Genomic DNA, 24,036 nt, shown 5'->3' with positions numbered 1-24,036 from the left:
CTTTCGCTTTGGCAGCGGATCGGGGGTTTCACACCCCCGGTCCGCCGTAGAGTATCTTGCAAGGAGCAAGCCCAAGGTCGTTCAAAAGAACACCTCCGCCGCGGGGATGGCAACAGGGCCATCCTTCATCCGCAGGATCAGGTTGCCGTTTTCATCAATGGTCTCGAACCGCCCTTCGCGCGTCTCTGACCCGGTACGGGCACGGATCGTTTCGCCAAGGCGGGCGGCATGTGCCAGCCATGCGGTGCGAAGCGGGGCGAAACCCTGCGTCTGCAGGGTCTCTTCCCAGGCGGCAAAGGCGGGGGCGAGCGCATCAAGCAGGGTTTCCGGCAGGATTCGCAGGCCTGTCTCCTGCAAGAGCGAAACCGGCGGCACCGCGCCGGGTTCGACCATACTTGGGTCTGGGGCGGCGATCAGGTTCACGCCGATCCCGATGCAGAGCACGGGATCACGGCTGCCAAGGCCCTGGCTTTCCAGCAGGATGCCAGCGATCTTTCCCCCGTTGCACAGCACGTCATTCGGCCACTTCAGCGCGAAGCTGCCCGGAAGGCCTGTCAACCGCACCAATGCATCTCGCAGGGCCAACGCGGCAACGAAAGACCGCAATGCCACGGTCTCGGCGCGTTCTGCCGGTTTCAGCACCAGTGAGCCGTGAAAATTGCCCCGCGGGCTTGCCCAGGGGCGCGCCCTGCGGCCGCGACCGGCCGTCTGGATTCCGGCGAGGATCCAGGTCGGGCGCGACAGTCCAGGGGCGCGACGGAAGCCCTCGGCATTGGTGCTGTCGATTTCGGGCAGGACGATGCGCCCTGCCCCGCCTTCAGCGGACAAGCGCTTCGGCGGCCAGCGCCGCCGGACCCTCGATCCCGAACAGATTGATGACGCCCAGAAGCATGATCGCGGCCACGGCGACCAGCATGGCCCATTGCACCGGGGCCATGCGGCTGTCCACCGGATCCTGTTCGGCACCGAAGTACATGTAATAGACAAGGCGCAGGTAGTAGAAGGCCCCGATCACGCTTGCGATGGCGCCGGCCACGGCCAGCCAGACCATGCCCGCATCGACGGCCGCCTTCAGCACATAGAACTTGCCGAAAAAGCCCACCATCGGCGGAACGCCGGCAAGCGAGAACAGCAACACCAGCATCGCCAGGGCCTTCAACGGCTCTTTCTTCGCGAACTGGTTCAGGCCGGCGATATCCGAAACGGGGCGTCCGTCGCGTTCCATCGACAGGATGAAGGCGAAGGTGCCCACGTTCATCGTGACGTAGATCGCCATGTAGATCAGCGTGGCCTGCACGCCATAGGCCGTGCCGACCGCGAGGCCGATCAACGCATAACCCATATGGGCGATCGAGGAATAGGCCATAAGCCGCTTGATGTCGCGCTGGCCAATCGCCGCCACGGCGCCAAGGAACATCGACGCGACTGCAAGGCCCGCAAGCACCTGGCCCCACTGCGTCGGGATGCTGCCGAAGGCGTCCTGCGCCAGGCGAGCGATCAGCGCCATGGCTGCCACCTTCGGCGCGGTTGCGAAGAAGGCGGTGACTGGCGTGGGCGAGCCTTCATAGACGTCGGGCGTCCACATGTGGAAGGGCACGGCACTGACCTTGAAGGCCAAGCCTGACAGCATGAAAACCAGCCCGAAGAGCAAGCCCAGGGGCACGCCGTCCTTCACCGTGGACAGGATACCCGCGAACTGCGTGGTGCCGGCATAGCCATAGACCAGCGAGGCACCGTAAAGCAGAAGGCCCGAGGAGAGGGCGCCCAGAGTGAAGTATTTCAGGCCCGCTTCCGACGATTTCACGCTGTCACGCCGCATCGCAGCCACGACATAGAGCGACAGCGACTGCAGCTCGAGCCCCATGTAGAGCGTGATCAGGTCGGCGGATGAGACCATGACCATCATCCCCACCACCGCCAAGGTAACGAGTATCGGGTATTCGAAGCGCAGAAGATCGCGGCGGGTCATGTAGTCCTGGCTCATCACCAGCACTGCCGCCGCCGAAAGCAGGATCGTGACCTTGGCGAACCGGGCAAAGGGATCGTCGATGAACAGCCCGTTGAACACCGTGCGCTCGCCGGTGCCGGCGAAACCGATATAGAGGGCCAGCGCCACGAACAGCCCGGCCGTCGCCCATACCAGCGTCGGGGCCAGCCGGTCCCTGGTGGAATAGACCGCCACCATCAGCGCGGCCATCGCATAGCCCGACAGAAGGATCTCGGGCAGAAGGATGCGGAAATCTGCAGAGGTCATGTCGGGCTTCCTAGTGCATGGCCAGCGCCGCCGGATCGGCAGGCAGCGCGGCGTGATAGTCGGAGACGAGGGCGGCGACCGAGGGGCCGATGATGTCGGTCACAAGGCTAGGATACACGCCCAGGATCAGGGTCATGGCGATCAGGGGGGCGAAGATCGCCTTCTCGCGGCGGTCCATGTCGGTGATCGACTTCAGCGCCTCCTTGATCAGGTCGCCGAAGACGACCCGGCGGTAAAGCCACAGCGCATAGGCTGCCGACAGGATCACCCCCGTGGTGGCCACCGCCGCGACCCAGGTGTTGACCTGAAAGACGCCGACCAGGGTCAGGAACTCGCCGATGAAGCCCGAGGTGCCGGGCAGGCCCACGTTCGCCATGGTGAAGAACATGAAGACCAGCGCATAGGCCGGCATCCGGTTCACGAGCCCGCCGTAGGCGTCAATCTCTCGGGTGTGCATCCGGTCGTAGATCACGCCCACGCAAAGGAACAGGGCTCCCGAGATGAAGCCGTGGCTCAGCATCTGGAAGATCGCTCCATCCACGCCCTGCTGGTTCGCGGCGAAGATGCCCATGGTCACATAGCCCATGTGCGCGACCGAGGAATAGGCGATCAGCTTCTTCATGTCGGTCTGCGCCAGCGCCACCAGCGAGGTGTAGACGATGGCGATGGCCGAAAGCCACAGCACCAGCGGCGCCATCACGTCCGACCCCACCGGGAACATCGGCAGGCTGAAGCGCAGGAAGCCGTAGCCGCCCATCTTCAGAAGGATCGCGGCCAGCACCACCGATCCGGCGGTCGGCGCCTGAACGTGGGCATCCGGCAACCAGGTGTGCACCGGCCACATCGGCATCTTCACCGCGAAGCTGGCGAAGAAGGCCAGGAACAGCAGGGTCTGCAACCCGCCCACGACATGAATGCCGAGCAGGCTGAACGTCTCCGACCCGAAGTTGTGGGTCAGAAGTTTCACGATGTCAGTCGTGCCTGCGTCCATGTACATCGCGATCATCGCGACCAGCATCAGGACCGAGCCGAGGAACGTGTAGAGGAAGAACTTGAAGGCCGCGTAGATCCGGTCCTTGCCGCCCCAGATCCCGATGATCAGGAACATCGGGATCAGGCCCGCCTCGAAGAACAGGTAGAACAGCACCAGGTCCAGCGCCATGAAGACGCCCAGCATCAGCGTCTCAAGCACCAGGAAGGCGATCATGTATTCCTTCACCCGGTGCTCGACGTTCCAGCACGACCAGATGGTGATCGGCATCAGGAACGTGGTCAGCATGACGAAAAGGATCGAGATGCCGTCCACCCCCATCTTGTAGGTCAGGCCCAGAATCCACTGGCGTTCCTCGACGAACTGGAAGCCGGTGTTCGACGGGTCGAAGCGCAGCAGCACGAACAGCGAGATCACGAAGGTCGCGCTGGTGGTGAAAAGCGCAAGCCACTTGGCCCCGTTCCGTGCCGCCACGTCGTCGCCACGCAGGAACAGTGCAAGGATCAATGCCGCGACCAGCGGCAGGAAGGTGATGATCGAGAGAAGCTGGTTTTCCATGATCCCGCGCCCTTACTTCGCGCCGCCGAACAGCGTCATCCAGGTGACAAGGATCACGATCCCCAGCACCATCGCGAAGGCGTAGTGGAACAGATAGCCGGACTGAGCACGGCCTGCGAGGCGGGTGAAGAAGGGAATGATCCCCATGGCCACCCCGTTGATGGTGCCGTCGATGACCGCACCGTCGCCCCTTCTCCACAGGAAGCTACCCAGCCATTTCGCCGGTCGAACGAACACCCAGTCGTAAAGTTCGTCGAAATACCACTTGTTCAACAGGAACAGGTACAGCGGGCGCTGCTGGGCGGCCAGACGGCCTGGCAGGTCTGGACGGCGAATGTAGAACAGCCAGGCCACGGCAAAGCCGATCAACATGGCAACAAAGGGCGAGACCTTGACCCAAGCGGGCACAAGGTGCGCCGCATTGATCATGGTGGTCGGCGCATGTTCGGCCTTGGCGACCTTGGCTGCATCCAGCCGGCTGTCGACGAGCGCCTGTTCCTCCGGTGTGAAGGGCAGCATGAGCAGCGCCCCTTTCGGCGCCGCAGCAATGCCGTGCGCTGCTGCGCCATGGTCGGTTGCGGGCATGGTACCGCCTTCGGTGTCTGCGGCGGCCGCATCGCCATGGGCTTCGGCCGGGGCTTCCGCCCCATGGGCGGCAGTGTCGCCATGCGCGGCAACTTCCATTCCGAACCAGTTCCGCAGCGCAGTCTCGTCGCCGAAGAAGACCTTGTACCAGATCATGCCCGAGAAGACCGCCCCCAGTGCCAGAACCCCAAGCGGGATCAGCATGACCAGCGGGCTTTCGTGCGGCTCGTGGTGGTGGTCGTCGTGACCATGGGTCTCATGCACCGCGCCGTTGTGGTGGTCCTGGGCATGACCATGCGCGCGGCTTTCACCGTAGAAGGTCATGAACATCAGCCGCCAGGAATAGAAGCTGGTGAAGCAGGCGGCGATGACCAGCAGCCAGAAGGCATAGGACGAGCCGACATAGGCCGATTCAATGACCGCATCCTTCGACAGGAAGCCGGCAAAGCCGTAATGGGTCAGCGGGATGCCAACGCCAGTAATCGCCAGCGTCCCGATCATCATCGCCCAGAAGGTCAGCGGGATCTTCTTCCGAAGGCCGCCATAATTGCGCATGTCCTGTTCGTGGTGCGTGGCATGGATCACCGACCCGGCACCCAGGAACAGCATCGCCTTGAAGAAGGCATGGGTGAACAGGTGGAACATCGCCACCGGATAGACCCCCACGCCTGCGGCCACGAACATGTAGCCCAGCTGCGAGCAGGTCGAATAGGCGATCACGCGCTTGATGTCGTTCTGCACCAAACCCACGGTCGCCGCGAAGAAGGCGGTCGTCGCCCCCAGCACGGTAATGAAGGCTGTCGCCTGCGGCGCGTATTCGTAAAGCGGCGACATCCGGCAGACCAGGAAGACCCCTGCCGTCACCATGGTCGCGGCGTGAATCAGCGCGGAAACCGGCGTCGGGCCTTCCATCGCGTCGGGCAGCCAGGTGTGCAGGATCAGCTGCGCCGATTTCCCCATCGCCCCGATGAACAGCAGGACGCCCACCAGGTTCGCCGCGTTCCACTCTGACCACAGGAAGGTCAGGTTGGTCTCTGCCAGTGACGGAGCGGCAGCGAACACGTCGTCGAAGCGGATCGAGTCGGTCAGGAAGAACAGCGCCATGATTCCCAGCGCAAAGCCGAAGTCGCCGACCCGGTTGACCACGAAGGCCTTGATCGCAGCGGCATTGGCACTGGGCTTGCGATAGTAGAAGCCGATCAGCAGGTAGGAGGCGACGCCCACGCCCTCCCAGCCGAAGAACATCTGCACAAGGTTGTCCGCCGTCACCAGCGTCAGCATGGCGAAGGTGAAGAACGACAGATAGGCAAAGAAGCGGGCCTTGTAATGCTCGCCCTCGTGCCAGTTCTCGTCATGCGCCATGTAGCCGAACGAGTAGAGATGGACGAGCGCAGAAACCGAGTTCACCACGACCAGCATGATCGCGGTAAGCCGGTCAAGACGGATGGCCCATTCGCTGCCCAGCGTGCCGCTTTCGATCCAGCGGAGGATGACGATACGCTGAGTCTCGCCGTCGAAGGTCAGGAAGATCCACCAGGACAGTGCGGCGGCCAGGAACACCAGCGAGGTGGTGATGACCTGCCCGGCCTTTTCGCCGATGAGGCGCCAGCCGAAGCCGCAGATGATGGCCCCGATCAGGGGAGCGAAGAGGATGATCGTTGCCATGTCCTTAGCCCTTCATCACGTTCACGTCTTCCACCTCGATGGTGCCGCGGTTGCGGAAGAAGACGACAAGGATCGCAAGGCCGATGGCGGCCTCGGCGGCGGCGACGGTCAGGACGAACATGGTGAAGACCTGCCCTACCAGATCGCCGGAATAGGAGGAGAAGGCGACAAGGTTGATGTTGACCGCCAGAAGCATCAGTTCGATCGACATCAGGATGACGATCACGTTCTTCCGGTTCAGGAAGATCCCGAAGATCCCGATCACGAACAGGGCCGCGGCCACTGTCAGGTAATGTTCAAGTCCCACCATCTCTCGTTCCCTCCGGGTCTGAAGCCCGTTGTCGTTCCGTCGTTCGTTGCGTCAGGCCTGCCCGGCCAGATCGCAGGCGCAGTGGGTCAGCGGGATTCTGACCCGGCTGGCCCGGTATCCGCTGGCCCGCAGGCTGGCCTGAATGTCGCCCAGCGTCTGCGCTTCCTCATCCCACATCGCGCCGCGCATGATGGCCGCGGCGCCGGCCAGGGTGCCCTCGGCCGCACCCGGATTCACGCGCAAGGCGCGCCCCGACCGGCAGCTTGCCAGCACCATCTCGCCCGCAGCGTCGCGGTCGGATGCCGTCCAGAACAGCACCCAATCCCCGCGCGCCCCCTGATCCTGCAGCTCGACGACGCGGCCAGCTTCGTCCTCGCAGACAGGCAGACCTTGCAGGTCGGGCGTCCGCGCTCCGGCGGGCGCGACCAGCGCTGCGGTCAGAACAAGGGGAGCAGCAGCGTTCATCACAACCCCTGCCCCGGTTTGACGTCCTTCAGCTCCATCGCCTTGGCCGGGTCGCGCCACATCTGGGCCAGAACGTTCTGCCGCTTAATGTCCTTGCGGTGCCGCAGCGTCAGCAGGATCGCCCCGATCATCGCCACCAGAAGGATCAGGCCGGCCAGCTGGAACAGCAGGAAATAGCGGTCGTAAAGGATAAGGCCCAGCGCACGGGTATTCTCTACCTCGGTGGCAGAAGGCGCGACGGCCTTGCGCAGCGCCTCGGCCTGGTCCGCGACCTGCCAGACGCCGACGCCGATTGCCACCTGCATCAGCAGGACAACACCGATCAGCAAGCCCAGCGGCATGTAGCGCGCAAGTTCGCCCTTCAGCGCGGCGAAGTCGATGTCCAGCATCATCACGACGAACAGGAAAAGAACCGCCACCGCGCCGACGTAGACGATTACCAGAAGCATCGCCACGAACTCGGCCCCAAGCAGCACGAACAGGCCCGACGTCGAAAGGAAGGCAAGGATCAGCCACAGCACCGAATGCACCGGATTGCGGCTCAGCGTGACCATCAGGCCGGCCGTCACCGTCGTCGCGGCAAAGGCGTAAAAGGCGAAATCGAAGACGGTCATGCGTCTTTCTCCTCAGGTTCGTCAGTCTCGGCAAAGACGGCTTGCGCAATCTCAAGCGCCTTCTGCATGGCGGGCAGGCCGCCGAACATCGACATCTGCCAGATCACTTCCGCGATCTCGCGCTTGGTGGCCCCGGCGGCAAGGGCGTTGCGGATCGTCATCCGCAACTGCGGCTCGCCCGCCGGGCCAAGCACGGTCAGGGCAGCGATGGTTATCAGAAACCGGGTGCGGGCATCCAGCCCTTCCGGGTTGAAGGTCTTTCCGAACCACATCTCCAGAAGCTCTCTGGGCATGGCGGGAAAGAACTTTTCAAACGACTTCGGGTCGAAGTTCTCCATGCCCGGCATGAAGGCCTGGGCCATCTTCTGGCCCTGCTCCATCCAGGCAGCGAACATCTTGGCGAAATCGTCGGTCATCACCCAAGGGCCTCAGCGGTACGGGGCGTCGATTTCCAGGTTTCGGGCGATCTCGGCTTCCCAGCGCTCGCCGTTCGCAAGGAGTTTTTCCTTGGTGTAGAACAGCTCTTCGCGGGTCTCGGTCGAGAATTCGAAGTTCGGGCCTTCGACGATGGCATCGACGGGGCAGGCTTCCTGGCAGAAGCCGCAGTAGATGCACTTGGTCATGTCGATGTCATAGCGCGTGGTGCGGCGGCTACCGTCTTCGCGCGGTTCGGCGTCGATGGTGATGGCCTGCGCCGGGCAGACGGCTTCGCACAGCTTGCAGGCAATGCAGCGTTCCTCGCCGTTCGGGTAGCGGCGCAGCGCATGTTCGCCGCGGAAGCGGGGCGACAGCGGCCCCTTTTCGTGCGGGTAGTTCACGGTGGCCTTGGGGGCGAAGAAATACTTCAGGCCCAGGGCGAAGCCCTTGATGAAGTCGGTCAGAAGGAAATAGCGGGTCGCGCGATTCCAGTCGATGTTCGCCATCGTCAGCCTCCAATCGTCCAGCGGGCCCAGAAGCCGCCGAGCACTTCGAACTTCGCGAGGAAGGCCACGATCACCACCCAAGCCAGCGACATTGGCAGGAACACCTTCCAGCCGATCCGCATCAGCTGGTCATAGCGGTAGCGGGGCACGATCGCCTTCACCATGGCGAACATGAAGAAGAAGAACCACATCTTCGCCACCATCCACCACCAGCCATCGGCAAGGCCCGGGATGGGCGAGAGCCAGCCGCCAAAGAACAGAAGGCTGATCAGCGCGCACATCAGGAAGATGGCGATGTATTCGCCGGCCATGAACAGCAGATACGGCGTCGAAGAATATTCGACCATGAAGCCTGCCACGAGTTCCGATTCCGCTTCCGGCAGGTCGAAGGGCGGACGGTTGGTTTCCGCCAGCGCCGAGATGAAGAACAGGAACACCATCGGCAGGTGCGGCAGCCAGTACCAACCGAACAGGCCATAGCCGGTATCCTGGGCCGCGACGATGGCGCTGAAGTTCATGGCCCCGGTCGAGATGATGACACCAATGATGATGAGGCCCAGCGAGACCTCGTAGGAAATCATCTGCGCCGCAGAGCGGAGACTGCCGAGGAAGGCGTATTTCGAGTTCGAGGCCCAGCCGCCCATGATGACGCCATAGACCTCTAGCGACGACACGGCAAAGACGAACAGGATCGCAACGTTGATGTTGGCCAGCACCCAGCCGTCATCGAACGGGATCACCGCCCAGCCCAGCATCGCCAGGACAAAGGACAGCATCGGCGCCAGGAAGAACACCGGGCGGTCCACCCCGGCGGGAATCACGATCTCCTTCACCACATATTTCAGTGCGTCGGCTACCGACTGCAGCAATCCGAAGGGCCCCACCACGTTGGGGCCGCGACGCATCTGCACGGCGGCCCAGACCTTGCGGTCGGCATAGACCAGGAACAGCAGGCTGATCATCACGAATGCCACGATCAGAAGGCTTTGTGCCGCAATCAGCACCGCCGTTCCGAACCCCGTGGAAAGAAACTCCGACATTTCAGCCCCTCATCCTCAAACCGTCGGTATTCCAAGCTCTGCGCATTCTGCCACCGCCACCGCCGCGTCGATGGTCCGCAGGCCCTGCGGCTGCCCGGGCGAGATGAGATAGACCGCATCCCCGACCCATGACCGCCCTTCCCTTCTGACTATGGTTCGCACCTGCCGCGCGAACCCGTATCCCCGATCCAGCGCATATTGCGCCGCCGCACAGCGGCCATAGGCCTCGACCTCTGCCCTGCCTGCCGGGCCACGCATGGCGACGGTCAGACTGACCAGGTCGTCGGTCAAGGGGGTCGCCTGAACCCCCTCATAGACCGGCTGGCCGCGTCCCTCTGACACCTCCGCCGCGGGCGCGCAAGCCCCCAGCGCCGCAGTCGCGGTGCCGAGGGTGGCGATCAGGGTCAGCGGGTGCTGCATGGCTTACTCCGCCGCCATCGGCGCAGCCGCCCGTGCCTTGGCCATCGCCGAGAGTTCCGCCATGACCGAGGAGGCCCGCGCGATAGGGTTCGTCAGGTAGAAGTCGCGGATCGCATTGCGGAACGTGGCCTTGGCCATGGGTTTCAGTTCAAGCGGCTGCCAGGCGTTCTCGGCCACCTCGTCTATCCGCCCCAGAAGCGGGTGCGCCGTGATCAGCGCACTACGCAACTGCGCCAGGCTGTCCCAAGGCAGCGTCGCCCCCAGCTCCGCCGAGAGCGCCCGCAGGATGGCCCAGTTCTCCTTTGCCTCGCCCGGGGCAAAGCCGGCGCGGAACGCAAGCTGCGGCCGCCCCTCGGTGTTGACGAACAGGCCGTTCTCCTCCGTCCAGGCCGCGCCCGGCAGGATGATGTCCGCCCGGTTCGCACCACGGTCGCCGTGGCTGCCCTGATAGATGACGAAGGGCGCATTGGTCCCGTCGCGGGTGATTTCCACCTCGTCGGCGCCGAGGTTGTAGATCACCTCGGCCCCGTTCACCGCCATCGAAAGCCCGCCATCCGTCACCGCGCCCACATCCATCGCGCCCACGCGCGACGCCGCCGTATGCAGGATCAGAAGCTTCGACTTGGAATTCTCGGCCAGCTTCATCGCATGGGCCAGAACCGCCTCGCCATCGGCCTCGTTGATCGCGCCCTGGCCGACGATGACCAGGCTGGGCTTGGCCTTCGTCTCGTCGGCGAACGCCTGCGATGCCAGCCTTTCCAACGCAGCGCGGTCAGTACCGATGTGGTCGTAGTCATAGGTCAGATCGGCCGCTTCACCGACCAGCCTGACAGTCGCGCCGGCCAGCCAGGCCTTGCGGATTCGGGCATTCAGAACGGCGGCTTCCACGCGCGGGTTCGTTCCGATCAGCCAGATCGCCCTTGCGCCGTCGATATCCTCGATCTTCGCGGTACCGACATAGCCCGAACGGTTGCCGGCGGGCAGCTTCGCGCCGTCGGTGCGGCATTCGACGCGCCCACCCAAACCCTCGATCAGCTGCTTCAGCGAATAGATCGCCTCGACCGGGGCCAGATCGCCAACCAGCGCGGCGACCTTCTTGCCTTTCATCGCCTCGGCCGCCTTGGCCAGGGCCTCGGCCCATGTCGCCTTCCGCAGCTTGCCGTTTTCGCGAACGTAAGGCACGTCCAGCCGCTGGCGGCGCAGCCCGTCCCAGACGAAGCGGGTCTTGTCACTGATCCATTCCTCGTTCACGCCGTCATGGTTGCGCGGCAGGATACGCATGACCTCGCGGCCCTTGGTGTCGACCCGAATGTTGGACCCCAGCGCGTCCATCACGTCCACGGTCTCGGTCTTGGTCAGCTCCCAGGGCCGGGCGGTGAAGGCATAGGGCTTGGAGGTCAGCGCGCCGACCGGGCAAAGGTCGATGATGTTGCCCTGCAGGTTCGAATCCAGCGTCATGTTCAGATAGCTGGTGATCTCGGCATCTTCGCCGCGGCCGGTCTGGCCCATCTGGGTGATGCCGGCAACCTCGGTGGTGAAGCGCACGCAGCGGGTGCAACTGATGCAGCGGGTCATCGCCGTCTTGACCAGCGGGCCCAGATCCAGATCCTCTGACGCCCTCTTGGGTTCCCGATAGCGGCTGAAGTCCACGCCATAGGCCATGGCCTGATCCTGCAGGTCGCACTCGCCGCCCTGGTCGCAGATAGGGCAGTCAAGCGGGTGATTGATGAGCAGGAACTCCATCACCCCTTCCCGCGCCTTCTTCACCATTGGCGACTTGGTCTTGACCACCGGCGCCTCGCCGTTCGGACCCGGCCGCAGATCGCGCACCTGCATCGCGCAGCTGGCTGCGGGCTTCGGCGGGCCGCCCACCACCTCGACCAGGCACATCCGGCAGTTGCCCGCGATCGACAGGCGTTCATGGTAGCAAAAGCGCGGGATCTCCACCCCTGCGACCTCGGCCGCCTGGATGATGGTCATCGCGCCATCGACCTCGACCTCGATCCCGTCGATGTTGATTTTCCTGAGATTGGTCATGGCCTTGCTCCGCCGTCCCTTCTGTGCACCCGCAGTCTCCTTGCGGCAGCAGTTCGTTCTGTTCGTCCCCGGCGCAGGCATGGCAGCCGTGGCCATTCCATGATGCCGGGATAAATCCATTGCGCCCCCGGCCCAGCCGCGACGACACCGGGGCTGGCGCCCCACGGGCATTCGGGCATGACGGGGGCCATGGTCATCATTTCGTCGACCTCAGAAGCTGGCCGACCAGGCTGCCCTTGGCGATCTCTTCTTCGCCGATGGCGCAATAGACGTCGGTCTTGCCCGGCTCGGCCCCACGCTCCTTCAGGATCGCGGCCGCCAGCGCCTTGCCGCGCGCCTTTTCCTCCTTCGAGGTCACGAAGGCGCGGATTTCCTTGGCGGAATAGCCCTTCTTCAGCGCATAGTCGCGCAGCTTGGCCAGTTCGTTCAGCGCGCGCAACTTTCGCGGCTCGATGGTCGGGCAGTTGTCGGCGATGGCATCACCGATGAAACCCTGAAGCAGGGTTTCGTTGATGTAGGGTTCTTCGTTGATCGGCACCAGCGCCAGCGCCGGCGTTGCGGCGAGGGTGGCGCAAAGGGTCAGAATCCTGAACGGGCGCATGAGTGTCTCCTTGGCTGCTCGTGCCGCAGAGATGGAGGCGACGCCCCCTGATATGCCATGACAGACCGCTTTTCTCAGCGGTTTGTGATCCGTGAAGACCGCGCCAGTCATGCAAAGCCCCCCGGATAGACCCATTCCCCCGTCACGCGATCGTAGCGGTCATAGATCGTGGACCGCACACCCCGCGGTCCGCACTGGGCATCTGCAAACTTCCGCGCGACGGCCCCTTCCCACATGGCGAAGGGCTGGCCGTTCTTCGTGACGCGCACCGGGCCGCTTGCGGCAACCGGCACCGTCTGCGGTGCCGTCGCCACGCAGGCAGCCTGAGCCATCATCAGCGAAAGGGCCAGCGCCATCCGCATCACTCCGCCGCAACGGCCGAGATGCGCCCGGTCTTGCGGGCCTTGATGCGGTCCTCGATTTCGTCGCGGAAGGCGCGGATCAGGCCCTGGATCGGCCAGGCCGCCGCATCGCCAAGGGCGCAGATCGTGTGCCCCTCGACCTGCTTGGTCACCGACAGAAGCATGTCGATCTCCTCGATCTCCGCCTCGCCGCGCACCAGCCGGTCCATGACCCGCATCATCCAGCCCGTGCCTTCCCGGCATGGGGTGCACTGGCCGCAGGATTCATGCTTGTAGAACTTCGACAGGCGCCAGATCGCCTTGATGACATCGGTGGACTGGTCCATGACGATCACTGCCGCCGTCCCGAGGCCGGACCGCTGCTCGCGCAGCCAGTCGAAATCCATGATCGCATCGTCGCATTGCGACTGGGTCAGCAGCGGAACCGACGAGCCGCCCGGAATGACCGCCTTCAGGTTCTTCCACCCACCGCGCACGCCGCCGCAGTGTTCCTCCAGAAGCTGCTTCAGGGGAATCGACATCGCCTCTTCGACGACGCAGGGATAGTTCACATGTCCCGAGATGGCGAACAGCTTAGTGCCGGCATTGTTCGGCCGCCCAAAGCCCGCAAACCATTCCGGCCCCCGGCGCAGGATCGTGGGCACGACTGCGATGCTTTCCACGTTGTTCACCGTGGTCGGGCAGCCATAAAGACCGGACCCGGCCGGGAAGGGCGGCTTCATCCGGGGCATGCCCTTCTTGCCTTCCAGGCTTTCGAGCAGTGCCGTTTCCTCGCCGCAGATGTAGGCCCCGGCGCCATGGTGCAGGTAAAGGTCGAAATCCCAGCCCGACTTGGCCGCGTTCTTGCCCAGGAGGCCCGCGTCATAGCATTCGTCGATCGCGGCCTGCAGCACCTCGCGCTCGCGGATGTATTCGCCGCGGATGTAGATATAGCAGGTGTGTGCCCCCATCGCGAAGGACGCGATCAGCGCCCCCTCGATCAGCGTGTGGGGGTCATGCCGCATGATTTCGCGGTCCTTGCAGGTGCCGGGCTCCGACTCGTCGGCATTGATCACCAGGTAGGAGGGCCGTCCGTCCGACTGCTTGGGCATGAAGGACCATTTCAATCCCGTCGGGAAACCAGCCCCCCCGCGCCCGCGCAGGCCGGATGCCTTGACCTGCTCGATGATCGTGTCGCGGCCGCGCTTGATGATTTCGGCAGTGCCGTCCCAATGGCCGCGCTTCATAGCGCCCTTCAGGCTGCGGTCGTGCATCCCGTAAAGGTTTGTGAAGATACGGTCCTGATCGCGTAGCATTGCAGCCTTCCTAACCCCGGCGTCCCCGCCAGATCTGATACGTCACCACAAGGGCCCATAGAAACGCGGCCAGTGCGGCAAAATCGAACAGGAAGACGTAGCGCGTCTCCCACCCCAAGCGGCCGCCCAGCCATTGCACCCCCATCCACAGAAGCATCGTCACCGCCAGCACGATGCCGACCAGCCGCGCCTGGGCTGCCCGCTTTAGGTCCTGGGGATCGGGGCGATTCATTGGTGGCCCTAGTAATTGTTGGTCTTCGCGCGTTCGCGAAAGGCTTCCAGCCCCTCGCTCACGATGATCTTCGCCTGCACCACCCAGCGGTCTCGGACGATGCGGCCCTTGAAATTCTCCATTTCGGCATCGACCAGAACGATATCATCATCGCTCCAGCCTGCGATCTGGTCGAAGTGATAGAAACCAAGGGAATTCAGCAGCTTTTCCAGTGCGGGACCGATTCCCTCGATCTCCTTCAGGTCGTCAGCCCTGCCATTGCGCGGCGCTTGCAGCCGTTGCGGCCCGACGGGCGCGGCGGCAGCAGCCAAGGGGGCTGCGGGCGCGGTCACCGGCTGCATCGACGCGACGGCGGCTGATGCTTCGGGGGCCGGCACGATCTTGCGAACGCGCGGGCCGGGCTGGGCAGGGGCGGTTGCGCCCCAGGGCATGCCCAGGATCAACCCTACAAGAACGGCAAGGACACCGCCAAGGAAGGCTGCCGGAAACAGATCGAACTTGCCGACGACAACCAGGGCACCAAAGGCCACAAGGCCTGCCGCCGCTCCGATCGCCCACCCCCCGAGATTCGGGGCATTCAAATTCTCAGCCTTGCGCATCTGCCGTCCCTCTCTGTGGTGCCCGTTGCGGGCTGTGTCAGTCTTCTCGTCCTTCCCTTACACCTTCGCTGCGCGGTGGGCGTCCTCGACCGAACCGCCCGCAGCCAGAACCTTCGCCTGCGCCACCCAGTTATCGCGGGTGACTCGGCCCTTGAACCCTTCCAGATTGGCATCGACCCAGGCCACTTCGGCCGGCGTCCAGGCAGCGATCTGGTCGAAATGCCAGAAGCCAAGTTTCTGACACAGCGCCTGCAATTTCGGCCCGACACCGCTGATCATTGTCAGGTCATCGCCCTTGCCATCGCGCGGCTCGGCAAGCGTCGCAGGCTTTACCCCTGCGGCCGCAGGGGTATCCGGGGCCGCAGCACCAGCCGGCGCCTTGGCCTTTGCAGCAGGCCTAGCCGCCTTGGCAGACTTGCCGAGCCACGGCATCGAAAGCGGCACTTCCGTTCCGTCGATCCGCTTCACCGTGTCGCCGATATCCACCGCCAGCTGCACACTGGCGTTGTATTGTGTCCGGCCGCTCTCGAACTCGGTCAGGCTGGTCAGCCCCGCCGCGGGTTCCGCCGCATAGCGCCCGATCTGCGAACCGGGCACCGGAACCTCTCCGACCGAGAAACGCGCGATCAGCTCGCGCAGTTTCCCGGCGGTGAGATCCTCGTAGTAATCCTTGCCGATCTGGGCCATGGGTGCATTGGCACAGGCACCCAGGCATTCGACCTCTTCCCAACTGAACTTGCCGTCCGCACTCAGCGTGTGGGGTGTCGGCGCGATCAGTTCCTTGCAGACCGCGATCAGATCCTCGGCACCGCAGATCATGCAGCTCGTGGTGCCACAGATCTGGATGTGGGCCACGCTGCCCACCGGCTGCAACTGGAACATGAAGTAGAACGTCGCCACCTCAAGCGCCCGGATGTAGGGCATGCCCAGCATGTCCGCGACATATTCGATGGCAGGACGGGAAAGCCAGCCTTCCTGCTCCTGCGCGCGCCACAGAAGCGGAATGATCGCCGATGCCTGCCGGCCCTCGGGGTATTTGGTGATCTGGCCTTTTGCCCATTCCAGATTCGCCGGGGTGAAGGCGAAGCTTTCGGGCTGGGTATGGTGAAGGCGGCGCAGCATGGCTCAGAAATATCCCCTGGCGAAGGTCAGGACCACGGCGGCCACGGCGCCCGAGACGGCGCCCATGACCAGCTTGTGGCCGTAGCGTGAACCGATCACCCCGGCGAGGCCCGAGGCCGCGCCCAGGATCAGGGCCCACAGATTGATCGTCACGTCCGGCATCAGCGGTCGATCTCGCCGAAAACGATGTCCAGCGTCCCGATGATCGCGCTGACATCGGCCAGCTGGTGGCCGCGGCACAGCCAGTCCAGCGATTGCAGATGCGGATAGCCCGGCGCACGGATCTTGGCGCGATAGGGACGGTTGGTGCCGTCGGCGACAAGATATACCCCGAACTCGCCCTTCGGCGCCTCGACTGCGGCATAGACCTCACCGGCGGGGACGTGGAAGCCCTCGGTGTAAAGCTTGAAGTGATGGATGAGGGCCTCCATCGAGGTCTTCATGTCGCCCCGCTTCGGGGGCGTGATCTTGCCGCGGGCCAGCACGTCGGTCTGTGCGGCCGGCTCGCGCAGCTTGGCGATGGCCTGACGGATGATCTTCGTCGACTCGCGCATTTCCGCCATGCGGCAGAGATAGCGGTCATAGCAGTCGCCGTTCTTGCCGACGGGGATCTTGAAGTCGAACTCGTCGTAGCATTCGTAGGGCTGGGCGCGGCGCAGGTCCCAGGCCAGACCCGAACCGCGCACCATCACACCGGAATAGCCCCACTGCTGGATGTCCTTTTCCGTGACCACGCCGATATCGGCATTGCGCTGCTTGAAGATGCGGTTTTCCGTCAGCAGGCCGTCGATGTCGTCCAGCACCTTGGGGAAGGCCTCGGCCCAGGCCTCGATGTCGTCGATCAACTGCGGCGGCAGATCCTGATGCACTCCGCCTGGGCGGAAATAGGCCGCGTGCAACCGGGCGCCGCAGGCGCGTTCGTAGAAAACCATCAGCTTCTCGCGTTCCTCGAAGCCCCAGAGCGGCGGGGTCAGCGCGCCTACGTCCATCGCCTGGGTGGTCACATTCAGAAGATGGTTCAGGATGCGCCCGATCTCGGAATAGAGAACCCGGATCAGACTTGCGCGGCGCGGCACCACCGTGCCGGTCAGCCGCTCGATCGCCAGGCACCAGGCATGTTCCTGGTTCATCGGCGCCACATAGTCCAGCCGGTCGAAATAGGGCAGGTTCTGCAGATAGGTGCGGCTTTCCATCAGCTTTTCGGTGCCGCGGTGCAGCAGACCGATATGCGGGTCGCAGCGTTCGACGATCTCGCCGTCCAGCTCCAGCACCAGCCGCAGCACGCCGTGCGCCGCCGGGTGCTGGGGTCCGAAGTTGATGTTGAAGTTGCGGATGCGCTGCTCGCCGGTCTCGAAATCGGTCGAGCCATCGTCATAGACCGTCTTGCGGATATCGCCGTCCATCAAACCGTCTCCTCTGCCCCGGTCCCGGCCTTCGCCATGGCCTTCGGCACGAATTTATCCCAGCGCACCAGAGCGCGCTGATGCCGCCCCTCGCCGATCATGTCCACCCCGTCATGGGCGCGAACCCTGAACCACACGAACCTGCCCTCGACGGCCGTCACTTCGGTCTCGACCTTCACCGTCAGGCCAGGAGGCGTGGGCGCAACGTGACTGACATCGACATACGTTCCCAGCGAGCCCTCGCCCTCTTCGTAATGGGGGGCAAGCTGCTCGATGCAGGCCCATTCCATCAGGCCCACCATGTAGCCCGTGGCAAAGACGCCCGGCATCGCCCGGAAAAACGCCGACTCCGGGTAAAGGGCCGGCACCGTGTGGCCGGCACCGATCCGGTGGCGGAACTCTGCCCGGTCGCCGATGGCAAGGCCCGGTTTCATTTCGCCTCGGCCTTCTGGTCGCCGGGAAGGATGTATTCAGCCCCTTCCCAGGGCGACATGAAATCGAACTGCCGGTATTCCTGAACCAGCTTCACGGGCTCGTAGACGACACGTTTCAGCGCCTCGTCATAGCGAACCTCGGTGTAGCCCGTGGTCGGAAAGTCCTTGCGCAGCGGATAGCCGCGGAAGCCGTAGTCGGTCAGGATGCGGCGCAAGTCGGGGTGGCCCGAGAAGAGGATGCCGAACATGTCGAACACCTCGCGCTCGAACCAGTTGGCGCTGGGGTGCAGTTCGGTGATCGAAGGTACCATCCCGTCTTCGCGCACTGCCACCTTCAACCGGATGCGGTGGTTCCGATACATTGACAGGAAATGATAGACCACATCGAACCGCTGAACCCGTTCGGGGTGATCGACGGCAGTGATGTCGACCAGCGTCGAGAACCGGCAAGCCGGATCGTCGCGCAGGAACTCCACCAGCGATTCCAGATTGGCCAGGTTCGCAACGACGGTAAGCTCGCCATGAGCGATGGTATGGGACATCACCGCCTCGGGCTGCTTCAGCTCGATGATCCCGGCCAGTTCCTGAAGGGCTTCGTTCATGATTACCTCACCAGGGTGCCGGTGCGGCGGATCTTCCGCTGCAACTGAAGAATGCCGTAAAGCAGCGCCTCTGCCGTGGGCGGGCAGCCCGGCACATAGACATCCACGGGGACGATCCGGTCGCAGCCGCGCACCACCGAATAGCTGTAGTGGTAGTAGCCGCCCCCGTTGGCGCAGGAGCCCATGCTGATGACGTAGCGCGGCTCTGGCATCTGGTCATAGACCTTGCGCAGCGCCGGCGCCATCTTGTTGGTCAGCGTGCCCGCCACAATCATCAGGTCCGACTGCCGCGGGCTGGCGCGCGGCGCGGTGCCGAAGCGTTCCAGGTCATAGCGCGGCATCGAGGTATGCATCATCTCGACCGCGCAGCACGCGAGGCCGAAGGTCATCCAGTGCAGCGACCCGATCCGCGCCCAGTTGATGATGTCCTCGGTCGAGGTCAGGATGAAGCCCTTGTCCGACAGCTCGCGGTTCAGCGCCTGGACGGCGACCTCGTGGTCAGCGGCGGCGGTGTTGGCTCCGGTCATCACTCCCATTCCAGCGCCCCCTTCTTCCATTCATAGGCGAAACCGACGGTCAGCACGGCCAGGAACAGCATCATCGACCAGAAGGCCGCCATGGAAAGTTCGCCGAAGGCGACTGCCCAGGGGAACAGGAAGGCCACTTCCAGGTCGAAGATGATGAACAGGATCGACACCAGGTAGAACCGCACGTCGAACTTCATCCGCGCGTCGTCGAAGGCGTTGAAGCCGCATTCGTAGGCACTGACCTTTTCGGGATCCGGGTTACGGACGGCCAGGACCGCCGCGGCAAGGATCAGGACCAGACCCAGGCCAACGGCAATACCCAGAAGAATGAGTATGGGAAGATACTCTCGGAGAAGCAGATCCACGAGGGGCTCCTTGATGCTGGCGACACGCGAGCAGCGCGGACTCTGATGGCCCGCTTCGTCTCACGGTCCGTTTACTCCGCCCCCCCGGCGGGGTCAACCGAACCCGGTGGGGATTCCGGCCTTTGCAGATGCAGAAATTTCCGGAAGCCATAGCATTATTCTCGGAAATTCTGCAACGCATCCGCCGCCTTGTCGGGCCCGCGCGGCAAGGCTGAGGCCGCGCAGGGGGCCAGCTCCCGACCCTCAGCGCAAGAGCGGGCCGCCCTTGTCGCGGACTTGCCTTGTCGCGGACTTGGGCTACCGGACGACGATTTCGCCGATGCGCCCTGCACCTGCCCATTGCTGCCGCGGCCGCGACGCCCCTGACAGCCGCCACCGGGCCATGGCCCCCGCTGCAATCGAATCGCGCATCGCCAACGGAAAGCCGCGCCACGGTCAGATCCTGTCCGACACCTCCTGCGGGCCGCCGGCCAACCGGCTGGAGCGCCGGGGGTTCCACCCCCGGACCCCCAGTGTATTTGAGAAGAAGCAAATCCAATTGCTCCTTGCAAAATATTCCCCGGGGGGGTGGGGTCAGAATGCCTCCAATCGACGCGGAGGAGGCGAATGCCGATGACGAGCCGAAGGAGTTGCGGCGCAAGCCGCGCGTTTGAATGGCGGCGGGTCACCGGGTGGAAGGCCTGCCCTCTGATCCATTCCCTCCTTCCAGACAAGCCGCGCGTGTCGGGTGGATGCGCAGGGTACTCGGCGGCATCTCCCGGGTTTTGAGAACCGGCGCGTCGTGGCGCGATCTGTCGCAGCGCAATGCTCTCCGCACAACCATCCATAAACGCTTCAAGCGGTGGGCCATTGCGGGGGTCTGGGTTCAGGCCTTTGAAACGCTGGCCGATAGACACCCCGACAGCATGCAGGTCATCGCCGACTCGATCATCCGTGCCCATCAATCATCCGTGCCCATCAATGGGCCGCAGCCCCCAAGAAGGGACGAGGCCCGCCCCTCGGTCTGACGACGGCGAGGCCCTCCGACAAGACAGCGGTTGCAGACCTGATCGCCGCACGCAGAGGGCGCGGTCGCATCCCCGTCTAGCGTAACCGAAAGGTGCGACGGCCGGTCGATCCCGGTCTTTGCCGCCAGCGTAACCTCGTCGACCGCTTCTTCAACAAGCCCAAGCACTTCGGCAAGATAGCCAAACGTCACGAAAAGTCAGGGCGAAACGACCTCGCCGCCGTCCTCGTGGCCTGCGCAAGGCTCTGGGCCCGATATCATGAGGCTGCATCCTAGTCCGCGGCCGGAGCAGCCAGGGTATCAAGCCGCTCGGCCCGTGCCGCGCGCGCCACCTCTTCGCCGATGATGCGGGCGATCTGGGCCACATCGTCAGGCGTAAAGGTCAAGGGCAGGCGCATGTCGATCAGGCCGGCCAGTACACGGTCGGTCTGCGGCAAGGTCTCGGGCGCGGCATAGCGCCAGTGGGCATAACGGCTGGTGAAGCCCTTCGGATCGGCTGCGCCGAACCATTTCAATTCGACCCCCCGGGCCGCCGCACCCGCGACAAAGGCGGCCACCCGCGCCGGATCCCAGCCCGGCAGCAGAAACTGGAAGGACGAGCCGACATAATCCTCATGCTGCGGTCGCGGGATCAGCCTGATCTCCGCCACGCCGGCAAGGCCCTTTTCCATCCCCTGGTAGAGCACCCGCCACCGTGCCCGTCGATCGTCCAGCAGCGCAATCTGCGGTCGCAGGATCGCCGCACGCAGGTTGTCCATCCGGCTTGAGACGTTGGGAACCTCGAGCTTCAGCGACTCGAACACCTCGGGCGGGGGTGCGGCGCGGTGACGAGCGTAAAGCATGTAGGAGCCCGACAGCAGCACCGCCCGCGCGGCAAGCTCGGCATCGTCCGTGACAAGCAGGCCGCCCTCGCCAGAATTCATGTGCTTGTAGGTCTGCGTCGAATAGCATCCGATCGCGCCGTGCCGCCCTGAGGGCACGCCGCGCCACTTCGCTCCCATCGTGTGCGCGCAATCCTCGATCACCCGCACACCCAACCGATCGCAAAGTGCCACCAGCGAATCCATGTCGCAGACATGGCCGCGCATGTGCGACAGAAGCAGGATCCTTGCGCCACTGGCCTTCGCCTGCGCCTCCAGATGTCCAAGATCGATGGTCAGATTCTCGGTCACCTCCACGAAGACGGGCCGCGCGCCGAGACTGGCAATCGCACCCGGCACCGGGGCAAGCGTGAAGGCATTTGACAGCACCGGATCCCCCGGTTTCACCTGACATGCCCGCAACGCACAGGCCATCGCCGCCCCGCCGGAAGCCAGCGCCAGACAATAGCGCGCGCCGACATAGGCCGCGAAGTCCTGTTCCAGTGCTGCCGTCTCGGCCACCTCGCCGGCCACCGTGTTGTAGCGGTGCAGCCGCCCATGCCGCAGCACCGCCAAGGCCGCTTCGATCCCCGCCTCGGGGATCGGCTCCTGCTGCGTGAAGCTTCCGCTGAACCGCTCGCTCATGCCTTCTCTGCCCGTTTCAACAGTGCAAACAACACGGTCGTCGCCGCCATGAACCCAGCCGCTACCCAATAGGCAACATCGGTCGAGCGCCAGGCCCGTTCTTCAGCCCAGAAATGCCCGAAAAGGAAGGCGAAGAACACCGTGCCGAACAGCATTGCCACATTGGTCACCGCCGAGATGCCGCCCTGCAGCTCGCCTTGCGCATCCTCGGGCACGCGTTTCGTCAGCATCGCCGTCATCAGGGGATGCACGAACCCTTCCGGTCCGTGCAGGATCATGAGCGCAAAGACGCCAAGGACCGTTCCGACGAAACCGTAGCCCAGCACCACCAGCGTCGCGCAGACCAGCCCGAACATGGCCACCCGCCATTCGCCGAACCGCGCCGCAGCCGGGCCGGTGAGAAACCCCTGAAAGCCCCCCGCGATCAATCCGAAGATCGCCAGAGTCAAGCCCACCATCGCCTCGGACCAACCGAACTTGGCGATGCCCCAGAAGGTCCAGATTGCCGGGTAGACGGCGGTCGAAAAGAAGAACAGCCCCATGACCAGCACCATCGGCAGCACGCCGGGGTAGCTGGCAAAAACCCGGAATGCACCGAAGGGGTTGGCGCGCCACAGTTCGAACTTCCGCCGGTTGGCCGGGGCAAGCGACTCTGGCAGAACCAGCAGGCCATAGACGAAATTCAAGAGCGAGATCCCCGCCGCCACCCAGAACGGCACCCGCGGCCCGAACTCGCCCAGAAGGCCCCCGATCGCAGGTCCGATGACAAACCCCACCCCGAAAGCCGCCCCCATGTAGCCATAGACGCGCGCCCGGTCCTCGGGCGCGGTCACGTCGGCGATGAAGGCCGACGCGATGATCCAGCTGGCACCGCAGATGCCGGCAATGATCCGGCCCGCGAACAGCCAGGCCAGTGACGGCGCCAGCGCCATCAGGATGAAGTCCATCCCCAGCCCGAAGATCGCTAGCAGCAGAAGCGGCCGGCGCCCGAACCGGTCGGCCAGGTTGCCCATGAAGGGCGCAAAGACGAACTGCGACAGGCTGAAGGCCGCGAACATCCAACCGCCGATCACCGCGGCTCGGTCGATCGTGACATGGCCCACGTCCTCGATCAGCTTGGGCACCACCGGCATGATGATCCCGAAACCCACCATGTCCAGAAACACGGTGATCAGCACGAAGGTCACCGCATGGCGGCTGACCTGCGGACCCGGGGGTGCTTCTGCGGCAAGGCTCATGGCCGCGGACGGTATGGGGGCCCACGCAAACTGTCAAACGGGACAAGCGGCCCAGCCAGAGGGCGGACGCCGACGCATCCTGTCCCTTCCGGCCATGTCCCGCCAGAGGTTTTGAATATTCGAAATGCTCTGGCGCCGCTCTTTCCCCGGACGCTACCCCAGCAGACGCTCGGCCAGTCCCGGCAGATCCTCGTAACGGTCCAGAAGCGCCGCCGGGGCGAACCGCCCCACCCCCGCGCCTTCCGGCCCGAAGGTCACCAAGGCCACCGGCACCCCAGCCGCGACGCCGGTCTTGGCGTCGGTCTCGGTATCCCCGACCAGCATCGAGCGCCCGACCACACCCCCGGCCCGCTCGACGGCGGCGCGATAGGGCAGCGGGTCGGGCTTGCGCACCGGAAAGGTGTCCGCGCCGACCAGAGCCCCGAATGCCTCCCGCACCCCAAGCGCGCGCAAGAGCTGCTCGGCCAGGGCCTCGGGCTTGTTGGTGCAGACCGACACCGCAAAGCCCGCCCCCTTCAGCGCCTCGACCGCCGCCATCGCGCCGGGATAAAGCTGCGTATGCACCGCGATCCCTTTCGCATAGGCATCCAGAAGCGCGGGATAGGCCGCCTCGACATCGGCCTCGGACCACGCCATTCCCAACCGCGAAAAACCCAGCCGCAGCATCGCCCGGCCGCCGTGAAAGGCTGTCAGCGCGTCCTGCGGCCCCAGAACCGGGGCGGGCAGGCTGGCATTGGCCGCCGCCAGAAGATCGGCCGAAGTGTCGGCCAGCGTTCCGTCCAGATCGAAAACCACGCAGCGCATTGCAGCATCCTGTAACCTGACGTGAGGCCCCGCCCCCTTGTCTCCCTGTCGGCGGGGGGTAAAACGGGCGCAACGACAA

28 protein-coding genes are annotated in these 24,036 nt (G+C 64.3%); 1 reads left to right on the top strand and 27 read right to left on the bottom strand.

What is annotated here, in order from left to right; translation table 11 throughout:
- Positions 1 to 81 precede the first annotated feature (81 nt).
- From EYB42_RS13585 to EYB42_RS13475, 24 genes are all read right to left on the bottom strand, one after another.
- A complete protein-coding gene (locus EYB42_RS13585) occupies positions 82 to 828 on the bottom strand; it encodes a biotin--[acetyl-CoA-carboxylase] ligase (protein ID WP_135450672.1) in 747 nt (248 codons plus the stop codon).
- The gene (nuoN, locus tag EYB42_RS13580; RefSeq protein ID WP_135450671.1) at positions 818 to 2,254 is read right to left on the bottom strand and encodes an NADH-quinone oxidoreductase subunit NuoN; all 1,437 of its coding nucleotides are present in this window, start codon (positions 2,252 to 2,254) and stop codon (positions 818 to 820) included. Before nuoN ends, EYB42_RS13585 begins: the two co-directional genes overlap by 11 nt.
- A gap of 10 nt (positions 2,255 to 2,264) precedes the next feature.
- Positions 2,265 to 3,803 carry an NADH-quinone oxidoreductase subunit M gene (locus tag EYB42_RS13575; protein WP_135450670.1) on the bottom strand — a complete coding sequence of 513 codons (1,539 nt, stop codon included), beginning with the start codon at positions 3,801 to 3,803 and terminating at the stop codon, positions 2,265 to 2,267.
- Between the two features lie 12 nt (positions 3,804 to 3,815).
- On the bottom strand, positions 3,816 to 6,053 hold the full coding sequence (gene nuoL, locus EYB42_RS13570; RefSeq protein ID WP_135450669.1) for an NADH-quinone oxidoreductase subunit L: 2,238 nt from the start codon (positions 6,051 to 6,053) through the stop codon (positions 3,816 to 3,818).
- Positions 6,054 to 6,057: 4 nt separating this feature from the next.
- Entirely contained in the window at positions 6,058 to 6,363 is a 306-nt protein-coding gene (gene nuoK, locus EYB42_RS13565) for an NADH-quinone oxidoreductase subunit NuoK (RefSeq protein WP_135450668.1), read from the bottom strand.
- 51 nt (positions 6,364 to 6,414) lie between these two features.
- A complete protein-coding gene (locus tag EYB42_RS13560; protein WP_135450667.1) occupies positions 6,415 to 6,828 on the bottom strand; it encodes a hypothetical protein in 414 nt (137 codons plus the stop codon).
- On the bottom strand, positions 6,828 to 7,442 hold the full coding sequence (locus EYB42_RS13555) for an NADH-quinone oxidoreductase subunit J (protein WP_135450666.1): 615 nt from the start codon (positions 7,440 to 7,442) through the stop codon (positions 6,828 to 6,830). The genes EYB42_RS13560 and EYB42_RS13555 overlap by 1 nt, the downstream gene beginning before the upstream one ends.
- The gene (locus EYB42_RS13550) at positions 7,439 to 7,858 is read right to left on the bottom strand and encodes a carboxymuconolactone decarboxylase family protein (RefSeq protein WP_135450665.1); all 420 of its coding nucleotides are present in this window, start codon (positions 7,856 to 7,858) and stop codon (positions 7,439 to 7,441) included. Before EYB42_RS13550 ends, EYB42_RS13555 begins: the two co-directional genes overlap by 4 nt.
- 12 nt (positions 7,859 to 7,870) lie before the next feature.
- Complete coding sequence (gene nuoI, locus EYB42_RS13545; protein ID WP_135450664.1) at positions 7,871 to 8,365, bottom strand: NADH-quinone oxidoreductase subunit NuoI; 495 nt, start codon at positions 8,363 to 8,365, stop codon at positions 7,871 to 7,873.
- A 2-nt stretch (positions 8,366 to 8,367) separates the two neighbouring features.
- Positions 8,368 to 9,405, bottom strand: a complete 1,038-nt coding sequence (gene nuoH, locus EYB42_RS13540; protein ID WP_135450663.1) for an NADH-quinone oxidoreductase subunit NuoH — start codon at positions 9,403 to 9,405, stop codon at positions 8,368 to 8,370.
- 15 nt (positions 9,406 to 9,420) lie between these two features.
- Positions 9,421 to 9,825 carry a hypothetical protein gene (locus EYB42_RS13535; protein WP_135450662.1) on the bottom strand — a complete coding sequence of 135 codons (405 nt, stop codon included), beginning with the start codon at positions 9,823 to 9,825 and terminating at the stop codon, positions 9,421 to 9,423.
- A gap of 3 nt (positions 9,826 to 9,828) precedes the next feature.
- A complete protein-coding gene (nuoG, locus tag EYB42_RS13530; protein WP_135450661.1) occupies positions 9,829 to 11,862 on the bottom strand; it encodes an NADH-quinone oxidoreductase subunit NuoG in 2,034 nt (677 codons plus the stop codon).
- Between the two features lie 196 nt (positions 11,863 to 12,058).
- Complete coding sequence (locus tag EYB42_RS13525) at positions 12,059 to 12,463, bottom strand: DUF5333 domain-containing protein (protein WP_135450660.1); 405 nt, start codon at positions 12,461 to 12,463, stop codon at positions 12,059 to 12,061.
- 107 nt (positions 12,464 to 12,570) lie between these two features.
- Positions 12,571 to 12,819, bottom strand: coding sequence for a hypothetical protein (locus EYB42_RS13520; protein ID WP_135450659.1), 249 nt, complete (start codon positions 12,817 to 12,819; stop codon positions 12,571 to 12,573).
- A 5-nt stretch (positions 12,820 to 12,824) separates the two neighbouring features.
- Positions 12,825 to 14,120: an NADH-quinone oxidoreductase subunit NuoF gene (gene nuoF, locus EYB42_RS13515; protein ID WP_135450658.1), complete on the bottom strand. Its 1,296-nt coding sequence runs from the start codon at positions 14,118 to 14,120 to the stop codon at positions 12,825 to 12,827.
- A gap of 10 nt (positions 14,121 to 14,130) precedes the next feature.
- A complete protein-coding gene (locus EYB42_RS13510) occupies positions 14,131 to 14,352 on the bottom strand; it encodes a DUF5337 domain-containing protein (RefSeq protein ID WP_135450657.1) in 222 nt (73 codons plus the stop codon).
- A gap of 8 nt (positions 14,353 to 14,360) precedes the next feature.
- Positions 14,361 to 14,951 (bottom strand): hypothetical protein, encoded by a 591-nt coding sequence (locus tag EYB42_RS13505; protein ID WP_135450656.1) that lies wholly within the window; start codon positions 14,949 to 14,951, stop codon positions 14,361 to 14,363.
- A gap of 57 nt (positions 14,952 to 15,008) precedes the next feature.
- Entirely contained in the window at positions 15,009 to 16,073 is a 1,065-nt protein-coding gene (gene nuoE, locus EYB42_RS13500; RefSeq protein WP_135450655.1) for an NADH-quinone oxidoreductase subunit NuoE, read from the bottom strand.
- A 3-nt stretch (positions 16,074 to 16,076) separates the two neighbouring features.
- A complete protein-coding gene (locus EYB42_RS17390; protein WP_167851024.1) occupies positions 16,077 to 16,226 on the bottom strand; it encodes a hypothetical protein in 150 nt (49 codons plus the stop codon).
- 8 nt (positions 16,227 to 16,234) lie between these two features.
- Positions 16,235 to 17,476 carry an NADH-quinone oxidoreductase subunit D gene (locus EYB42_RS13495; protein ID WP_205909992.1) on the bottom strand — a complete coding sequence of 414 codons (1,242 nt, stop codon included), beginning with the start codon at positions 17,474 to 17,476 and terminating at the stop codon, positions 16,235 to 16,237.
- Complete coding sequence (locus EYB42_RS13490) at positions 17,476 to 17,910, bottom strand: thioesterase family protein (protein WP_135450653.1); 435 nt, start codon at positions 17,908 to 17,910, stop codon at positions 17,476 to 17,478. The genes EYB42_RS13495 and EYB42_RS13490 overlap by 1 nt, the downstream gene beginning before the upstream one ends.
- A complete protein-coding gene (locus tag EYB42_RS13485) occupies positions 17,907 to 18,512 on the bottom strand; it encodes an NADH-quinone oxidoreductase subunit C (RefSeq protein WP_135450652.1) in 606 nt (201 codons plus the stop codon). The genes EYB42_RS13490 and EYB42_RS13485 overlap by 4 nt, the downstream gene beginning before the upstream one ends.
- A 2-nt stretch (positions 18,513 to 18,514) precedes the next feature.
- Positions 18,515 to 19,048 (bottom strand): NuoB/complex I 20 kDa subunit family protein, encoded by a 534-nt coding sequence (locus tag EYB42_RS13480; protein WP_200833970.1) that lies wholly within the window; start codon positions 19,046 to 19,048, stop codon positions 18,515 to 18,517.
- A complete protein-coding gene (locus EYB42_RS13475; protein ID WP_135450650.1) occupies positions 19,039 to 19,404 on the bottom strand; it encodes an NADH-quinone oxidoreductase subunit A in 366 nt (121 codons plus the stop codon). The genes EYB42_RS13480 and EYB42_RS13475 overlap by 10 nt, the downstream gene beginning before the upstream one ends.
- A gap of 653 nt (positions 19,405 to 20,057) precedes the next feature.
- Between EYB42_RS13475 and EYB42_RS17835 the strand changes: the two genes are divergently transcribed.
- Positions 20,058 to 20,411: a transposase gene (locus EYB42_RS17835; RefSeq protein ID WP_135450649.1), complete on the top strand. Its 354-nt coding sequence runs from the start codon at positions 20,058 to 20,060 to the stop codon at positions 20,409 to 20,411.
- Between the two features lie 271 nt (positions 20,412 to 20,682).
- Here the strand turns inward: EYB42_RS17835 and EYB42_RS13465 are convergent, their stop codons facing one another.
- The 3 genes from EYB42_RS13465 to EYB42_RS13455 all read right to left on the bottom strand — a co-directional run bounded on the left by EYB42_RS13465 (position 20,683) and on the right by EYB42_RS13455 (position 23,957).
- A complete protein-coding gene (locus EYB42_RS13465) occupies positions 20,683 to 21,915 on the bottom strand; it encodes a DegT/DnrJ/EryC1/StrS family aminotransferase (protein ID WP_135450648.1) in 1,233 nt (410 codons plus the stop codon).
- Complete coding sequence (locus EYB42_RS13460; protein WP_135450647.1) at positions 21,912 to 23,153, bottom strand: TCR/Tet family MFS transporter; 1,242 nt, start codon at positions 23,151 to 23,153, stop codon at positions 21,912 to 21,914. Before EYB42_RS13460 ends, EYB42_RS13465 begins: the two co-directional genes overlap by 4 nt.
- Positions 23,154 to 23,306: 153 nt before the next feature.
- On the bottom strand, positions 23,307 to 23,957 hold the full coding sequence (locus tag EYB42_RS13455) for an HAD-IA family hydrolase (RefSeq protein ID WP_135450646.1): 651 nt from the start codon (positions 23,955 to 23,957) through the stop codon (positions 23,307 to 23,309).
- Positions 23,958 to 24,036 lie beyond the last annotated feature (79 nt).

The organism is Tabrizicola caldifontis (assembly GCF_004762095.1).
GTDB classification, from domain to species: domain Bacteria; phylum Pseudomonadota; class Alphaproteobacteria; order Rhodobacterales; family Rhodobacteraceae; genus Tabrizicola; species Tabrizicola caldifontis.
This window is presented reverse-complemented; position numbering and strand designations above follow the sequence as displayed.

Coding starts and splice junctions, on each gene's coding strand:
- nuoK (WP_135450668.1), bottom strand. CDS start 6,363: ATGGTGGGACTTGAACATTACCTGACAGTGGCCGCGGCCCTGTTCGTG.
- EYB42_RS13560 (WP_135450667.1), bottom strand. CDS start 6,828: ATGAACGCTGCTGCTCCCCTTGTTCTGACCGCAGCGCTGGTCGCGCCC.
- EYB42_RS13575 (WP_135450670.1), bottom strand. CDS start 3,803: ATGGAAAACCAGCTTCTCTCGATCATCACCTTCCTGCCGCTGGTCGCG.
- nuoI (WP_135450664.1), bottom strand. CDS start 8,365: ATGGCGAACATCGACTGGAATCGCGCGACCCGCTATTTCCTTCTGACC.
- nuoH (WP_135450663.1), bottom strand. CDS start 9,405: ATGTCGGAGTTTCTTTCCACGGGGTTCGGAACGGCGGTGCTGATTGCG.
- nuoG (WP_135450661.1), bottom strand. CDS start 11,862: ATGACCAATCTCAGGAAAATCAACATCGACGGGATCGAGGTCGAGGTC.
- EYB42_RS13480 (WP_200833970.1), bottom strand. CDS start 19,048: ATGGGAGTGATGACCGGAGCCAACACCGCCGCCGCTGACCACGAGGTC.
- EYB42_RS13490 (WP_135450653.1), bottom strand. CDS start 17,910: ATGAAACCGGGCCTTGCCATCGGCGACCGGGCAGAGTTCCGCCACCGG.
- nuoE (WP_135450655.1), bottom strand. CDS start 16,073: ATGCTGCGCCGCCTTCACCATACCCAGCCCGAAAGCTTCGCCTTCACC.
- EYB42_RS13535 (WP_135450662.1), bottom strand. CDS start 9,825: ATGCAGCACCCGCTGACCCTGATCGCCACCCTCGGCACCGCGACTGCG.
- EYB42_RS13455 (WP_135450646.1), bottom strand. CDS start 23,957: ATGCGCTGCGTGGTTTTCGATCTGGACGGAACGCTGGCCGACACTTCG.
- EYB42_RS17835 (WP_135450649.1), top strand. CDS start 20,058: ATGGCGGCGGGTCACCGGGTGGAAGGCCTGCCCTCTGATCCATTCCCT.
- EYB42_RS13555 (WP_135450666.1), bottom strand. CDS start 7,442: ATGACCGTCTTCGATTTCGCCTTTTACGCCTTTGCCGCGACGACGGTG.
- EYB42_RS13495 (WP_205909992.1), bottom strand. CDS start 17,476: ATGGACGGCGATATCCGCAAGACGGTCTATGACGATGGCTCGACCGAT.
- EYB42_RS13550 (WP_135450665.1), bottom strand. CDS start 7,858: ATGACCGACGATTTCGCCAAGATGTTCGCTGCCTGGATGGAGCAGGGC.
- EYB42_RS13525 (WP_135450660.1), bottom strand. CDS start 12,463: ATGCGCCCGTTCAGGATTCTGACCCTTTGCGCCACCCTCGCCGCAACG.
- EYB42_RS13485 (WP_135450652.1), bottom strand. CDS start 18,512: ATGAACGAAGCCCTTCAGGAACTGGCCGGGATCATCGAGCTGAAGCAG.
- EYB42_RS13465 (WP_135450648.1), bottom strand. CDS start 21,915: ATGAGCGAGCGGTTCAGCGGAAGCTTCACGCAGCAGGAGCCGATCCCC.
- EYB42_RS13460 (WP_135450647.1), bottom strand. CDS start 23,153: ATGAGCCTTGCCGCAGAAGCACCCCCGGGTCCGCAGGTCAGCCGCCAT.
- EYB42_RS13510 (WP_135450657.1), bottom strand. CDS start 14,352: ATGAATCGCCCCGATCCCCAGGACCTAAAGCGGGCAGCCCAGGCGCGG.
- nuoN (WP_135450671.1), bottom strand. CDS start 2,254: ATGACCTCTGCAGATTTCCGCATCCTTCTGCCCGAGATCCTTCTGTCG.
- nuoL (WP_135450669.1), bottom strand. CDS start 6,053: ATGGCAACGATCATCCTCTTCGCTCCCCTGATCGGGGCCATCATCTGC.
- EYB42_RS13505 (WP_135450656.1), bottom strand. CDS start 14,951: ATGCGCAAGGCTGAGAATTTGAATGCCCCGAATCTCGGGGGGTGGGCG.
- EYB42_RS13520 (WP_135450659.1), bottom strand. CDS start 12,819: ATGGCGCTGGCCCTTTCGCTGATGATGGCTCAGGCTGCCTGCGTGGCG.
- nuoF (WP_135450658.1), bottom strand. CDS start 14,120: ATGCTACGCGATCAGGACCGTATCTTCACAAACCTTTACGGGATGCAC.